Origin of the sequence: Cryobacterium sp. Hb1 (assembly GCF_004403585.1) — a bacterium.
Taxonomy (GTDB): domain Bacteria; phylum Actinomycetota; class Actinomycetes; order Actinomycetales; family Microbacteriaceae; genus Cryobacterium; species Cryobacterium lyxosi.
Map to the genome: position 1 here is coordinate 19935 of NZ_SOHI01000032.1, position 15985 is coordinate 35919.

Here is a 15985-nt window from a genome sequence, read left to right on the forward strand (position 1 = left end):
TCATCCCACTGTTGTGACTCCTTCCCGGCGCATCGCGAGCTCGGTGTCGTGCGCCGAGCATCGCAGCTCGACCGGCAGCACGCCTTCACCGGCCCAGCGTTGCCGAAAGTACTGCCACGGACCCTGCGCGATGCAGGCGATCTCGTACCAGCCGACCCCCGCGAGGGTCTGCACACCGGAGTCGGGTGTCCGTTGGGGAGCTTTCGCGTGCAGAACGGAAAAGGCCGATCGGCATCGGGCCACCGCCAGAACGGCCGTTCGTGAGTTCAGTGCTATCTTCGTCAACCACGCGCCGAGGCCGATTCCGTAGCCGCGCGCCTGGATGCGCAGCGCGGCAAGGTCGTCGCGGTGGCGGTGCCAGACAATCGCCGCCGGTTCCACCACCAGGCTGCGCCCGGAAAACAACACCCGGGTGAATAGGTCGAGGTCTTCGCCGCCGCCGGTGCGGGTTCCCACGCCAAAAGCCGTGTCGAATCCGCCGAGGGCCAGGCCGCGGACACGGCGCAGCGCAAAATTCGCCCCGGTGCCGAACTCTCCGACCGAAAACGGAAAGGTCGGGAGATCGATCGGTGGGCTCGCGAGGCTGAACTTTCGCGGGCACAGGTTGCGCGACCACGTGACCTTGCCGTCGAAGTACAACTGCACCTCGGTGCGCAGCTCACCACTTGGAACCAGCCCACAGACACAATCGACGTCATCGCCGCGTGCGAAGCCGGCCGCCAGTCCGCGCAGCCAGTTCCGATCCACCACTACATCGTCGTCGGTATAGGCCACAAAATCTCCGGTGGCGTGTCGGAGTCCGGCATTGCGCGCTCGCGACAGGCCCGGCACCGGCTCGACCACAACCGTGACGAGACCCGACTGAAATTCTTGGGCGACCAGATCCTGGGTTGCCCTGGTGGCCGAGGCGTTGTCGACCACGATGACGGAGAAATGCGGATAGTCCAATTTCACGATGGAGCGGAGCGCCTCGCGCAGCATCGCGGGGCGATCCCGCGTGCACACCACCACAGTGAAGGTCGGAAGCGCGCGGGGAATCCAGACGTCGGGCGCCGGCGCGAGATCGGCGATACGGTCGCGCATGACGTCAAAGCCCACCTTCCCCTGTTCTATCGGCACGTCGATAAATCCACGAATTCGGGCACCGTCACGCACGAGCAAACGCGCCCGGGAGTATCCCGCAGAACAAGCCAGCAGAACGGATGCCGCCGCGTCGGCCGCCGCAATCGTCGCCGCGTCGATCGTCGCCGCGTCGATCTCTCCGACCCAGACGGCCCCCGGCCAGTCCGGCCCCTGCTCGCTTGCCATGGCCGGCTGGAGTACCTGCCGGTTCATCGCGCAGTCTCGCGCGACCGAATAAGTGCCGCTTCAGCGCTGTTGGGGGTGATGAACGAAGGTGTCTCAACGACCCGGGCGCTCGGGGCTGGATGCGCCGGTGTCGGCGCGAGCACCGTCCCGCTGTGATGGCCCAGGGTGCCACGGAGATACCCGGCACCGGCCGCTCCAAACGAGAGGACGATGGCCGCTGCGCGGGCAGCGCCACCCCGGCCGATACTGCCGAGTTCCCGAACGATTCCACGTGGAAGAACCCGCAGCGTGTACGACGTCTCCGAGGCGAGGGCATCACCCGAACCGAGGTGCCTGCTCAGTACGGCCTTGGAAATGCCTTCGAAGAAGCTCCGCCGAATCAAATACGACCAGCCGGTGCGGTCCGTACTCACCCGGTGACGCACCACGGCGCGCGGTTCATAAACGACCCGAGCCGTCGCATCCGCTTGATGAACCTTGATACACAGTTCAGTTTCCTCACAGCCAAGCGGAACCCGGCCGACCCGGCCGGTGTCGACGTTGAAACCGCCGAGGTTGATCAGGATTGCGCGGCGAAAAGCCATTGAACAGCCGATCACGTTGCGGACATCCGATCGCGTGGTGGGCAGGCCCAGATAACTGCAGCCGACGATCCAGAACAGTTCCGGTGGGAGGATTCGCGGCGCGTCTGCGTGTGGCCAGACGGGATCGGCTCGGCCACCGACTGCGGCAACGTCGGGATCAGTGAACGGCTGCACCAACCAACTCAACCAGTCGTCGGCGGCAGCGGCATCGTCGTCGAGGAACGCCACGATCCGGCCCCGCGCCGCGGCCACCCCGGTATTACGCGCTCCCGACAATCCCTGACGCTCGGTATTGGGGATCACACGGAGTTCTGGCCAGCGCAACTGGGCACGTTTGAGGAGTGTCTCTTCGTGATCGATCACCAGAATGACTTCGGCCGCTTCTGGTTGATCGGTCGCTGACGTCACCGAGGCGACAATGTCATCCCAACGTAGTTGGGTGTACGCACAAATGATGATGCTCACGTCACGTGGCGTGGCGCTCACGCAGCTTCCTCAGCGGGGTTCGACACCAGGGCTAAGTGAACGGCAGGCACGGAGCGGCTCGCGCGGACGCGGGTACGTTCAATCGACCTGGCCGGGCCGGCGCGGCGCGCTCGTCGATGTTCGTCCAGAATCGTCTTGAGCACGCGCAATCCATCACTGACAGCATTGAGGTTGCTCACACCGTGAATGCGCAGTTTTTCGAAGCTGGCAACCTCGGTCACAATCAGGCCGGCAGCTGCCATTCGGCAGGTGAGAATGGTCTCGATTTCGAACCCATCACCCCAAAACATGCGCCCGTCTGAGCGCGGCTTGAGGGCGACGTCGGGAAGGTCGAGGTGGGGAAGAATGTCCCGCCAAAAAGCGTTGTAGCCGTAACACAGGTCGGTATAGCGAGTACGCAGCAGAATGTTCGTCAGGAGATTGAGACAGTGATTGCCCAGGCCACGGAATCGGGTAATGTCGTGGCTTCCTCCTCCTGGACGAAACCGACTCCCTTTGGCCACATCGGCGCCAGCGGTCAGCGCCGCAATAAATGCCGGAATCTCGGCGCTGTCCGCCGAACCATCCGCATCGAACATGACGATAATGTCCCCGGTCGCTGCGGCAAAACCGCAGGCGAGGGCGTTGCCCTTGCCCCGCCGCGTCTGATGAATGACCTCGATTTTGGGAAGCACCCGACGAGCGACATCGGCCGTGCCGTCGACGGATGCGCCGTCGACCAGAATCACCTGGTGAACAAGAGGAAGCATGGGCAAGATCACTTCAAGATTTCGCGCTTCGTTTCGCGCGGGAATGACGATGGAAATACGCGGGTTATGGTGCGTGGGTACTGCGGAGTTATCCTTCACAAGTGTGTCCTGTCAGCTTTCGGGTTGCGGTATTCAGGAAAAAGCCCAGCGGCATCGGCAACGATGCGCCCCGAACTACTCGGTGAGCATTACTCACCGAGCAGTCTCAGGATAGCGCTGTAGTAATACGTGACAAGCCACCCAACTGGGGCTTCATTTATATCCCCAACTGTGCGATGATCACGCCTGCGCAGGTTTTGGTTCGTAAGGTGGCTCGTTTAAGAACCCGGAAAGAGAGCCTCATATGACTGAAGCAGCCGAGAGCAGGAACAGCGCCAGTGGTAACCCCATGGACGCGCTGTGCACCTGCGGTCACGAACGAAACGCCCACGAACACTACCGGCGCGGCACGGACTGTAGCCGCTGCGAACCAGGCGAATGCGCCCGGTTCACGGCGGCCACGACAAAGCGAGCTCGCCGACGGGCTAGCTGATCGGCGCCTCCGATGTGCGCAGTTGGTAGAGCGTTGTTGTCTCTCCGGTAAAGATTGGTACCCAGAGTCTGGATGCTGCCATTGCCGCCGACAAATCCTGATAGTGCGCATAACTCTGAAACCCATAGCGTTCGTCGTACGCGCCGATCGACTCTGATACCAAAGCGTAATGCCGCGTTGCCGGCCAGTTCGTCACGAGACTTTTCGTGAGCAGCACGACGTCGGCGTCCGCGTCATAGTCGGCGGATCCCGACGGATATCCGCCGAGTGCTTCGCGGGATAGATAGCCGAGGCTCAAATAGCGTGCGCTGCCGCCCTGTGGGGTGGCATTGCCCGTTCCGGTCAGCATCATCATTGCGCCGTCAGGGGCCGTCGCTTCGTAGACGTCGAGCGCTTCGACGGTATCGCGGGCCATCACTCGATTCCAGTCCAGGGCTGTCTGTCCATAAACGTTCATGCCCAGCAGCGCAACGAGCGTCACCGACAGTCCTGCCGTAGTCCACGTTCGAGCGGGCCACAATGGCCACCAGCGGTTCCCACGGTGTCGATTGGCTACCCCTCGACCCCGCCATGCCAGGCCAGCCACGAGTATGGCAAGCCAGGGTGCGGCGAACAACGAGACCCGAAAGACACCCTCCTGACCATAGTTTGTGACGGCAAACAAGCTGACCGAACTGGCCGCTGCGGCCAGGAGCGCGAAGGCATACCGAGTACGCACCCGCACGACGCAGATTATTGCGAGCACCCCGACAATAACGAGGAACAGGGCGGGGCCGTAGAAAGTGAGTTTCGTTACGAGGGGTATCGGAAGTTGCGTGAAAGTATGCTCCGGCGGTTGAAGGTTCTCCCAAAACCGACCGATGGCGCCCAGGAAGATGAATCGGCCCAGCACTCCCCAGTTGAGGGCGGCCCAGCCCAGCGCCGGGGCAAGCACCAGCAGTGAAGTCCACCAGGGTCGTACGTAGCCAAAGAGGGCAAGCACCACGAGCCCCGCCACCGTGAGATAGGGCGAAATCTGGTGCGACACCGCCATAGCGCAGGAGAGAAGGAAGATGAGGCCCAGCCGTCCATATCCGAGTGGTCGCATCTGCCCGAATGACCCGCGTTTTCCAATTCGGCGCGGTACGACTGCGAGAGCGAATATCGTGAGCGAAAACAGCAGGCCGACCGATTGCGGTGAGAAATAGATGATGTTGAGGGTGCTGGTGAGCGTGAACACCACGGCTGCAAACCAGATACGAAACGGACCAGACAGCCAGCGACTCGCGAGTGCTGCAACGCCGAGCGTGAGCGCTGGGCTGAGCAATACGGGCCACCAGGTCGCCACGCCGATCGGATCTGCGATGCCAGCGGCGTCACACAGCCAAGCGATACCGGCGAACAGTCCCGACCACGCCTGATAGATATCCAACTCCGGTTGTGCGCCCTGATTGGCACGAATGTAGGAGACGATGCCGATGTGCCTGGCTGCCGACATTACGGCAGGTGTGCCATACGCAATAGCCTGGGACAGCACAACGACCGCGGACAACGTGACGATGGGAACGACCGGACTCGTTCGCAGTCGATAGGCGCCGACCACGCAGAGAACGATGACGCCCAGTCCCAGGTACCAGGCAGGGCCGAGTGCTCTGAACAGGCCTCCGGGCGATGGGTTCCCGGGAGCGCTGGCCGCTGCGACGATGACCAGGATCAGCCCTACGGTTGTCCCGGCTGCGATCAACCGAGCCGGAGTCAGGAACGAGACCAGGAACGCCTGTCCAATGGGAGTGCGTGCGGCTCGATCAGTTTCCCGACCCTCACCACGCGCCAGGACAAGATCCCGCCGGAACGACAGCGCGAGCAACAGAATTGTCACGGTAATCACGATCCCGAGGGCTTCAACTGGGTACCACAGGTGGGTCACCGACATCATGAAACCAATACTGGTAGTCGTGGCCAGACTCGTCACAACCGACAACAATGCGAACCAGAGAACGGACATCCGACCAATTAGGAGAAGCGGTGCAATGCCCAGTTCAACCAGCAGGAACAGGCTCACCGTCACGGTACGTAGTGGACCAAGGTCAAAAACGGTCGCGACTGCAGCGATCAGTAGGGTCATCAGTACCGTGGCGGCGATCCAGAGCCGCGCACGGGCGGTCAGGAGTACCTGACCACCGGCCCGTAGGCCGAGGCCGGTCGGCGCACGCAGCGAACCCGCGTGACGCAGAGTGCGAGGCGACGAAATTTCGCCAGCGACACCGTCAACCGGCGGCGCGGTGAGTTGGGGTGATTTCATGGACAGACTCCTTGGTAACGTCCGGCGTATCGACCGGCAGGTGAAGCTCGACGGTCGGCAGGGAAACGGTGAGAACGGGAACGGGAAAGGGAACGATGAGAACGGGAAAGGGAACGGGAAAGGAGTACCGAGAATCCGTAAAAATTTCTTACCCACAATGCTCGAGACCGTGTTAGATTCATCCTCACGAAAGAAAACGCGTCTCTTTTGCGGAGAAAATTCGAGCAAAGCGCGTTGGAGACAGGGAACCATCCGAGGTTCCGACGGCGGGCCGATAGTTGGCCATCGGCTAGGTCTCTAGTAGTCATGACCACGCGAGGAGCACCACCATATCCAGACATCAGGGCACTATTCGGCATGCCCGCACGCTGACCGCCGCATTGACCGCGGGCATTCTGGTCGCACTGAGCCTGACCGCGGCGCCTCCGGCCTTCGCGGCCACGAGCTACACGGCCACGAGCGTGACGGCATCCGTAACCGGAACCTCCGTGCGTGCGACCGCGCGAATAGCAAGTAGCCAATCCGTCACCGCCACACGAGTTGGAATCTGTGCCCGCAGTGCGTCGAAGGTAAACGTCGACTTTCCGCTGAAGTCCAATGTGCTCCTTACTAGCACGGGCACTTCCTGGGCCAAAACTGCCACATTCGCTGCGGGTACCTACAGCTACTGGCCCTGCGTGAACGTTGGCGGCAGCTGGACCGACATCGGCCCGGTCAGATACTTCACCGTGGCAGCGGCGAGCACGACTCCAGCTCCGGTGCCCACGATCACAAACCCGAGCGGCGTCGCCATGCCGGTCGGGGATCTCACCGGCTGGAAGCAGACCTTCACCGAGGATTTCACGGCACCGCTGGCACGAGGTTCGTTCCCTGGATCGTATGGTTCGAAATGGCTCAGTTACACCGGATTCACCGATACCTCGAAAATGGGCGACTACGACCAGCGAATCATTTCGGCTCAGGACGGTAACTTGGATTTGCTCCTGCACACGGAAAACGGTCGTCCCCTCGGCGCGGCCCCGGTCCCCCTCGTGAACGGTCAGTGGGGCGGCCAAGTTTATGGGCGCTTCAGTGTGCGGATGAAGGCCGACCCGGCCGCTGGTTATGGCACGGGCTTTCTGCTCTGGCCTGACAGCGACAACTGGAACGATGGTGAGATCGACTTTCCGGAGAGCGGACTCACGGACGTCGTGAAGGGTTACAATCACTGTCTCGGCAGCCCGTCTAATAACTGCCTGGTCGTCAACACTTCGGCAAAATACTCCGACTGGCACACGTACACCATCGATTGGACACCGCAGCGGCTCAGCTTCATCATCGATGGCACCGTAGTCGGTTCGACGACAACAAACATTCCCACCAAGCCGTTGCACTGGGTGATGCAGGTCGCCACGACCGGCGTGACGCCGGCGGCATCGACGAGTGGCCACCTACTGATCGACTGGGCCACGATCTACAACTACGTTCCATAGGTCAACCCGCCAATTTCGACGTACGACGACGGCCAGTGAGACGTCCGGGTTTCCTGACCCGCCTGTATCGCTGAAGCAGTTGCTCGAGGCTGTTCACGTGTTCGGCATAGGGAAAGTTCTCTTCGACCCATGCATGGCAGGCCGCACCGAGCAGCGGCTCGGTGCGGCGCCAATCGAGGAGCGCATCAATCTGCGCCACGAACTCCATAACCGCGCCTGGCGTGGCCAGGAAGCGTTCCATCGTTCCGAACAAGATCTCTGCGATGCCGCCGCTGCGAGATGCGATGACCGGTCGACCGGTTGCCATCCCCTCGATAACGATGCGGCCAAAGGGCTCGGCATCCAGCGAAGGAACCACGATGATATCGGCGGCATGCAGGAACGGCAGAACCTGTGATTGCACGGGGAACAGGCGATAGCTGCCAGGAGTCAGCCCGGCGAGGGCATGCTCCACAGCTGGAGCCTCCGTTGCATCCAACGGACCGGCCAGCACGAGGAGCGCCCGTCCTGGCGCATAGTTGAGGCGTTGCCAGGCTTCGATCAACGTCAGAATCCCCTTGCCCGCGGTGATTCGCCCACAGAACAGCACCACACGCACATCTCGGTCGATACCCAGCACTTGACGGGCGTCGTGCTGTTCCTCGCGACCGCCCACGGGATAGTCCGTCGCCAGAATCGCATTGTGTAACACGGTAATTCGTTCCTGCTGAATGCCCCGGTCGATCCATCGCTCGCGTTCAAATCGGGAGACGGCGATGAAATGGGCAACCCCAACGTTCAAGAGACGGGTCCAACGGAAATTCGGAGCGTGGTGCAGATGACAGACAATCGGAATTCCCGCGAATCTAGCCACGACCTGAGCCCAAATAATATGTTCGGGACGGTTGAGCCACAACACGTTGGCGCGCGATCTCCGAACCAGTTTGGCGGCAGGCCAGAATCGACCCAGGTCACGCAGGGCATGTCTGGGATCGAAGCCGAACCGGAACGGGCCGTCGATGCGTGCGCCCGCGTCTTCGAGTGCGGCATGTTGTTTTCCATCGAGTTCATACATAACCTGCACGCGGTGCCCACGTTGTAGTAACGCCGTCGAATCCTGATAAACGCACATTTCGACGCCTCCGACAGCTGCCAGCGCGGTGGTCGCCGTCAGGATATTCAGATTTCCGTCCATGTCACACCCGGCTCTCGACATGGATGGCCTCAGCAGATGTTTTCGACCACGCTTGATCTGCTCGTTGGCTGCGCCGGTAGGCAGCTGGACCGCGCCAGTAATTGCCTAGTTCGGTGAGGACGAGCGATCTCGGATACCCGCCAGTGCCCACTTCGACGTGGGCAGGCCCGCGCGATCTTGAGCGGGCGACCCGACCGCCGCGTATACGAGTCGATCCCTGCTGGAGAATGCGCGCCGCAGCCTGTGGGAGTTGCCAGGCTATCGAAAGCAGGTGACGACGATCATGCTGAATCAACGACACCAACATGGCTGTAAAGCCGACACCGCTCCCCCGGAACTGGCTGACGAGTCCCGGATAATCCCGCCGATGCCTGTGGTGAACCACAGCTGCTGGTTCATAGGCCAGTTTTCCTCCGGACCAGAGCACATCGATCAGTGTCGCCAGGTCTTCTCCTCCGCGTGCCGGAGTGCCAGTGCCCAGCGCGGTGTCAAAGCCCCCCAACCGTTCCAACACCCGGCGACGAAACGCCATGTTCGCTCCGGCCCCGAAGGCTCCGACCCCGTAGAGCGAAACGCGGCGCTCCAGCGCGCCATCCATGGTGCGCACAGTGATGCGTGATCCGCGCAAGGCTCGCACCGGCCCGGGTTCGGCTGCAAGGGTGAGGGCAGTAAAAGTTCGTTCCCCGCTGAATCCGCCGTAGTAGCGCTCGAACCAAATCTGCGCGGGCGTTTCCAGCTCGGCTGGCAGGATCAACCCTGTCACCGCGTCAACGTCCGGCTGGAGTACAAAACGGCGACCCAAGGCGCGCAACCACTGGGAATCCACACGCACATCGTCGTCGGCATAGGCGACGATGTCGCCGGTAGCGGCCGCCATTCCCGCATTGCGGCCGGCGGAAACGCCAGGGCGGGTTTCGCGAATCACTCGTAGGTTAGTGCGGCCCCTGACCAGTTCAGGAAGCGGGTCACCTTCGCCGATCACTGGACGGTTGTCAACGACAATAAATTCCACCGACGGGTAGTCGACACGCTTGAACGAATCCAGGAGCAGTCGCAGCTCTGGCACACGACGCACGGTTGTCGTCACCACGACAGTAATACTCGGAAGTTCCGTATCGGCGATCGGTCGCGAACTCCGGGAACCGACCGGTTGGGTTTTTTGGATCAGGTGCTGCATCTGGTCAAGCACGGGTGCACTCGTGCCGCCAAGCTCAACGTAAGCCGTCCCAACGGGGTGGCCTGCGCGCCAACAAACGACGAGCGCACGCTCGTACCGGCTTTCCACGTCCAGCTCGGGGAATGGCTGGTCCACGTCTACCGCGATGATCCGGCACGGTCCGGGAGCATGGGGGGGCAAGTCCACAAGATCCGCTGGCAGGGCTGGGTTTGGGGCGAATTGCACTGTGTGGGGCAAGAGTGGCTCCTCAGGATTGGAAAAGTCGGCGCGGACAGAGAGACGTGGCGAGACAATGGCAGCTCGTTCGGAGGGGACGGCCCGTACCCGTCGCAATGCTCCGAGGAACCAGGGCAGGCACAGCACGGCGATGACAAACCGGCCCGCGTTCCAGCCAGAGGTTTGCGGAAGCAGAACTGACCCGCCTGCGATAAGAACAGTGGCAGCCACCGCACAGATCAGCCGAGTGGGCGGACGGGCAAAGGCCGGGCGATCTGGCAGAGCTAAGCGCTGGAGAGCGGCGAGCATAGCGAACGCGAGAAGGGTAGCCAGAGCAGACCCCAAAATGCCGTAAAACGGCACCAGGACAATATTGAGGCCGATGTTTGCGGCCGCCGCGACGATGGCGATGAGGCCAATCGTCTTTCCCCGCCGCAGTGTGATGAGGAGTCGTCCGGTTGCGCCACTCGCCGCAACGGGGAACGCGGAAATCGAAACCACGAAGACAATGAGGGTGAGGGGTTCCGGACGAAAACTGGAAGGAGCCACAATTCGCAGCAAGGCCGGCGCTGCCAGGGTCACACCTGCAACCATTGGCATGAGCAGCCGATAGAGCTCATTACGGGACTGAACCGCGAGGAGCCAGCGCTGGCTTTCATCGCGCAGGGCCGCGAAACGCGGCGTCCAGGCCGAACTGGTAAAGGTGAGCAGGAGAATAACGACCGAACCCACCACGTACGCGATTTGGTACCGCCCGACTTCCTCCGGCCCGAGAATACGCTGAATTACAATTCGATCGCCCGCGTTGAGCACAAAAATTGCCAAGCCGCCGAGCGCGAGCGGAACACCGAGCTTGATCGCACGCCAGGCCACCGGCCAGTCCAGCAATCCCCGTAGCGCCGGTCTAGCCACGATGAGCCCGATAATCATCGCCAGGGTCTGGCTCACGACGCCGCCGATCGCGTACGTAGCCGCGTCATTGCGCACGGTCAGGAGCAGGACAACGCCAACCACCAACCCACCAACGGCCGCCAGCACACTGACAATTGCGAACGGGCCCAGACGGTCTTCCGCGAGCAGAAGCGCGAGAACGATTTGCACCGTCGCCGCAGGGAAAGTCCACAGGATCACGGCGAAGACCAGCGCGGGATAATCACCAAAGCCGAGGGCGTCCCGCCAGAGTGGCGCCGTACCACCGGCGATCACTGCGACGACGAGCGCGATCACGATGCCCACCGCCATGATGCCGCGAGCCCGATCGGTATTACCGTCTTCGCCCCGCTGCAACACGAGTGCCTGGTCGAGCCCGATGAGCGCCAGAACGCTCAACACCTGGTGGAGTGCGATCGCGGAAGCGAGGGCGCCGAATTCAGCCGGTCCCATCACGTGGGCCAGAATGGGCGACACGATCGTGCCGGCAACGAGCTGCAGAGACCACACCACGACGTACAGCAGGCCCCGGCCGAAGAGGTGCGAGGAAGCAGCCGGTTCTGGCTCAGCGTGAGGTGCCACCGGCACAGGCCTGCCCGCCGCACCGGGATCAATCGTGGTCACGACGCCCCGCTCGCCACTGCGGCCGGGGCCGAGAATGACCGGCTGGCATCTATTGCATCCAGGATTTGATCACTCATACCAGTCGTAAATTTTCGCGCAAATAAGCTCGGGAGCTCTTGTTGGTCGAAGTTCCGCCGGGACAGCACGGCATCGGTCTGTTCGGTGCCGAGCCACGGTGGGCTCTTGCGGCGAGTCCCATCCCACCCGATCCACCAGGGCGTGGCACGAATATGTTCGTTGGACCAGTTCGGAAAAAACTGAGCCGTGCCGAGCAGCGAGGGTATGAAGGTCTCGTCGGCCACCCAGCTGCGGCGCCAGAATCGAACCAGGTCGGGTCGACGATCCGCGATGTCGACCACGGTCTGCGCGTGGGCACGAGACAAAATCTTGAGTTGCGAACCTCCGGACAAGACGACGTCGGGCGGAAGCCGGCGGGGAATTGGGATTCGGATCATGTGCTTTCGCACGGCCCAGTGGCGGAATTTCAACCGATCAAGCCCCCCACTGGCTCCCCAACCGTCGTAGGGCAGCGGGTTGATGTAGGTGATCGATTGACCGGCACAGGCAGTAAGCGTGTCAGTGAACTCCTCGACCGAGGCCAACGGATAGTCGGCTCCGGTGAGCAAAGCGACGTGCGTCGCGAATGTCGATTCCAATGCCGCGCGGAACCCCGCGAGCTCGGCGGCAACATTTTCCCACCGCGCCCAGCCCGTCTTCATTCGCGGTAGTACCGTGCAGCGCTCCGGAAGGTCAGTAGTCATGGCAGCAAAAACGCGTGGGCTCGCCCGAGAATCGCAGTGCAGAAAAACAGGAAACGGATCAAGCGCGTCGATCAGCCGCCGCACGTGCACGGGATCGGTGTGCGCCAGGATCACACAGGCGAGCAACGCTGAAGCCTCCGGAAGATCGCCTGACACCGAGCCCGGGGTGACGAGTGCCGGAATGTCAGCTGAAACGGGGGGAACGCGGTGCATGGGATCCTGTCGGGGTGTGCGGGTATCACGGGGCTGTACTGCGTTACCGGCAACACTGACGGTTCGGTACGTGGGGGGCCTGCTGGGCGGCTAGCGATGCAGCGGACTCGGTCCGCGTCGCAGTCGCCCTATCCGGGTGTCCACGCTTCGATCTCAGCCAAGCCGATTCTCACGGTTGCGCCCTTCACCGCCCCGATCGAGCACCACCCGATCGAGAACCACACGATCGGGTGTCCCGGCACTCCGGCATCCGTTCTGGTCCACGCATTCTTGACCTGGATGATCTGGGCGCAGCTCGCAGCGATCCCCTCCTCACGCGATTGCCAATACCCGTCGGCACGGCCTTCATCGCCGGCGGTGACAGAGACCGTGTGCACGCACCGACCGACCTGCATGTCGCCCATCCGATTGGAGCCTTGATACACGACGTCGTCGTCCGGGTGCGTCACCATGTTGAGAGTCGCCCCAGAAGAATCCAGGCCAGCACAGATCGCACAGATATCCACGCGGATCCAGCGGCGTCGGGACCAGTGGCGTCGAAGTGGCCCTCTGCGCCCGGGACCGCCCCTATCGACAGCCCGCACAAAAACAGCGGTCGTCGTCATGCGCTGGCCAGACGACTGGGGGTGGCGCGGAGCATGGAATCCTGTCAGGTCTTCGGGTCCTGGGGCAAAGAATGCAACGTTTCGGGTGAACGCCGCACGAGGGTAAGGGTGGGTTTACGCACGATCTTGACGCGTCAGCGACCGAACCGGCAGCCCCCATCCGGGGAGTGGGCAGGCATGACATAATAAATCCTCATAATTTACTAGCGGAGTCGGTTCGGGTCTGGTGTTTCAGACCGGACGGGGGGAGACTTGAGGGCACATAGTCCCCGTGGTATGGAGGTTTTCATGAAACCAGTCCAGGGCAGCCTGCCCGACATTATGCCCGTGCTTTCGCGTGGCAAACATCGCACTCCCAAAAGCGGAGCGTGCTTCATGGAATTCGCTTCCTACCTCGCTGGCGAGTCCTGGAGCGACCACCCAGCATGTACCCATCCGGAGCTCGCCTCGCTGGCGCGCATGGTCAACGACTGCAGTTCAGACGACGCCAGGTCGCGGCTGGCACTGCTGATTCCGTCGGTTATCGGCCTGACCGGTTCCGACAAGCGGGTTGAAGTCATGATCGCGCTGCGGGCTGGCTGCGAAGCGCTTCCAGTGGCCAGCCTGGAACGTCAGCGCGCGCTCGCGGTGGGTGTGCTCACCTGCGAGCGCACCGCATCCGTTCTTGATCCGGCGCTGGCCGAGCAGGTGCGCCCCCTTATTCGGGCCGCCCTCGATGAAGCGACCGATGCCGAGCACTGGGCACGCGGCTTCATCGGTAGTGTGCATTCGTGGACGCGCACCAAATTCACGGCGCGCACCGCCGACACGATCATTCGCGTTGCCGTGCAGGGTATCGGAGAGGCCTGCATCGGCGACCCGGACGCCCGGTTGTATAACCTGCTCGAACACGCGATCAACGATTGCGCCGTGCTGCTGGGAACAAAGCGCGCAGACCGAACGGTGCATCTGCCCGCGCTGGCTTGATCACCGGCCCACCGACCGCACCCGGATGGTGCAACGAAAGCCCAGCCCCGTACTAGCGGGACTGGGCTTTCGTGTGTGCGAAAAAACGGATGCTACGGCGTCAGACGGCGGCCAGTTCCAGGTCATCGACCTCAGCGCGGATGCCGCGGTTGACGGCGGAGACGACCGACTTGAGCGACGCGGTAGAGATGTCCGCGTCGATGCCGACGCCCCAGTAGCGCTTGCCGTTCACGTCGAGCTCGACGTAGGCGGCCGCTTGCGCGTCGCCGCCGGCCGAGAGGGCGTGCTCCACGTAGTCGTACAGTGTGATGGCGATACCACGCTCTGCCATCACCCCAAGAAACGCGTTGATCGGGCCGTTACCGGAACCGGTGGCCGGCGCCACGGTGTCGCCGTCGCGCAGTTCGACCGACAGGTCGACCGTGCCCGACAGGTCGCTCGACGTGCGGGTCGAGTGCAGTTCGAACCGGCCCCACTTGGCTTCAGGGTTCTTGATCGTGGCCGGCAGGTACTCGTCGTTGAAGATGTCCCAGATCTGCTCGCTCGTCACCTCGCCGCCTTCGGCGTCGGTTTTGGCCTGCACGACGCCAGAGAATTCGATCTGCAATTTGCGGGGCAGGTCGAGGGCGTGGTCGGTCTTGAGCAGATAAGCGACGCCGCCCTTGCCGGACTGCGAGTTGACCCGGATCACTGCTTCGTAGCTACGACCGAGGTCCTTCGGATCAATCGGCAGGTAGGGAACGGCCCAGACCAGGTCGTTGACGGTGCAGCCCTGTTTGGCCGCGTCGGCGTCCATGGCTTCAAAGCCTTTTTTGATGGCGTCCTGGTGCGATCCACTGAAGGCGGTGAAGACCAGATCGCCAGCCCAAGGGTTGCGCTCCGGAACCGGCAGCTGGTTGCAGTACTCCGCGGTGCGCTTGATCTCATCGATGTTGCTGAAATCGATCTGCGGGTCGATGCCCTGGGTGAACAGGTTGACGCCAAGGGCGACGAGGTCGACGTTTCCGGTTCGCTCTCCGTTACCGAACAGGCAGCCTTCGATGCGGTCGGCGCCGGCCAGGTAGCCGAGTTCGGCGGCGGCGATGGCGGTACCGCGGTCATTGTGCGGGTGAAGCGAGATGAGGATGTTCTCGCGCTGGGTCAGGTGACGGCTCATCCACTCAATGGAGTCGGCGTACACGTTCGGGGTGGCCATCTCGACTGTGGCCGGCAGGTTGACGATGACTTTGCGTTCCGGGGTGGGCGCGAGGATCTCGACGACCTGATTAGTGATGTCCACGGCAAAGTCAAGTTCGGTGCCGGTGAAGCTTTCCGGGGAGTACTCGTAGTAGATGGTCGTGCCGGAAATGGTCGCTTCCATCTGCTTGCACAGACGCGCCCCGAACAGGGCCAGGTCGATGATGCCCTGCTTGTCTTCACGAAAAACGACCTCGCGCTGCAGGATGCTTGTGGAATTGTAGAAGTGCACGATGGCTTGCTTGGCGCCCGTGATGGACTCATACGTGCGCTTGATCAAGTGCTCTCGCGCCTGGGTGAGCACCTGGATCGTGACGTCGTCGGGAATGGCGTTCTCGTCGATGAGGCTGCGTACGAAGTCGAAGTCGGTCTGGCTCGCCGACGGAAAACCTACTTCGATCTCCTTGTAGCCCATGCGCACGAGCAGGTCGAACATGATGCGCTTGCGCTCGGGGCTCATCGGATCGATGAGGGATTGGTTGCCGTCCCGCAGGTCGACCGCGCACCAGCGCGGGGCGCTCGTGATGTGCTTGCTCGGCCAGGTACGGTCGGTCAGTTCAATGGCGAACTGCTCGTGGTACGGGCGGTAGCGGTGGATCGGCAGGGTGGATGCGGTCTGATTGTTCTTCATGATCCTGTTCCTCGTGGTGTCGTACAGCCAACGACAAACG

Annotated in this window: 11 protein-coding genes; 2 read left to right on the top strand and 9 right to left on the bottom strand. The window is 62.3% G+C overall.

Going from position 1 to position 15985, the window contains the following annotated elements; all coding sequences use genetic code 11:
- From E3T38_RS14030 to E3T38_RS14045, 4 genes are all read right to left on the bottom strand, one after another.
- The gene (locus tag E3T38_RS14030; RefSeq protein ID WP_134548759.1) at positions 1-1335 is read right to left on the bottom strand and encodes a glycosyltransferase family 2 protein; all 1335 of its coding nucleotides are present in this window, start codon (positions 1333-1335) and stop codon (positions 1-3) included.
- Complete coding sequence (locus tag E3T38_RS14035; protein WP_134548760.1) at positions 1332-2378, bottom strand: glycosyltransferase family 2 protein; 1047 nt, start codon at positions 2376-2378, stop codon at positions 1332-1334. The genes E3T38_RS14030 and E3T38_RS14035 overlap by 4 nt, the downstream gene beginning before the upstream one ends.
- The gene (locus E3T38_RS14040) at positions 2375-3226 is read right to left on the bottom strand and encodes a glycosyltransferase family 2 protein (protein WP_198417357.1); all 852 of its coding nucleotides are present in this window, start codon (positions 3224-3226) and stop codon (positions 2375-2377) included. The genes E3T38_RS14035 and E3T38_RS14040 overlap by 4 nt, the downstream gene beginning before the upstream one ends.
- A gap of 425 nt (positions 3227-3651) precedes the next feature.
- On the bottom strand, positions 3652-5940 hold the full coding sequence (locus E3T38_RS14045; protein WP_134548761.1) for a hypothetical protein: 2289 nt from the start codon (positions 5938-5940) through the stop codon (positions 3652-3654).
- A gap of 380 nt (positions 5941-6320) precedes the next feature.
- Here E3T38_RS14045 and E3T38_RS14050 point away from each other — a divergent pair, with 380 nt between their 5' ends.
- Entirely contained in the window at positions 6321-7412 is a 1092-nt protein-coding gene (locus tag E3T38_RS14050) for a glycoside hydrolase family 16 protein (protein WP_134548762.1), read from the top strand.
- Between the two features lies 1 nt (position 7413).
- On the opposite strand, the gene E3T38_RS14055 is transcribed toward E3T38_RS14050, so the two are convergent.
- The 4 genes from E3T38_RS14055 to E3T38_RS14070 all read right to left on the bottom strand — a co-directional run bounded on the left by E3T38_RS14055 (position 7414) and on the right by E3T38_RS14070 (position 12959).
- Positions 7414-8586, bottom strand: a complete 1173-nt coding sequence (locus E3T38_RS14055; protein WP_166805527.1) for a glycosyltransferase family 4 protein — start codon at positions 8584-8586, stop codon at positions 7414-7416.
- A gap of 1 nt (position 8587) precedes the next feature.
- The gene (locus tag E3T38_RS14060; protein WP_134548764.1) at positions 8588-11533 is read right to left on the bottom strand and encodes an oligosaccharide flippase family protein; all 2946 of its coding nucleotides are present in this window, start codon (positions 11531-11533) and stop codon (positions 8588-8590) included.
- Complete coding sequence (locus E3T38_RS14065; RefSeq protein WP_134548765.1) at positions 11530-12507, bottom strand: beta-1,6-N-acetylglucosaminyltransferase; 978 nt, start codon at positions 12505-12507, stop codon at positions 11530-11532. The genes E3T38_RS14060 and E3T38_RS14065 overlap by 4 nt, the downstream gene beginning before the upstream one ends.
- A 128-nt stretch (positions 12508-12635) precedes the next feature.
- Complete coding sequence (locus E3T38_RS14070) at positions 12636-12959, bottom strand: hypothetical protein (protein WP_134548766.1); 324 nt, start codon at positions 12957-12959, stop codon at positions 12636-12638.
- Positions 12960-13400: 441 nt separating this feature from the next.
- Here E3T38_RS14070 and E3T38_RS14075 point away from each other — a divergent pair, with 441 nt between their 5' ends.
- A complete protein-coding gene (locus E3T38_RS14075) occupies positions 13401-14078 on the top strand; it encodes a hypothetical protein (protein ID WP_198417358.1) in 678 nt (225 codons plus the stop codon).
- Positions 14079-14178: 100 nt separating this feature from the next.
- Here E3T38_RS14075 and leuA read toward each other — a convergent pair whose 3' ends face one another.
- Positions 14179-15945 (bottom strand): 2-isopropylmalate synthase, encoded by a 1767-nt coding sequence (leuA, locus tag E3T38_RS14080; protein ID WP_134548767.1) that lies wholly within the window; start codon positions 15943-15945, stop codon positions 14179-14181.
- Positions 15946-15985 lie beyond the last annotated feature (40 nt).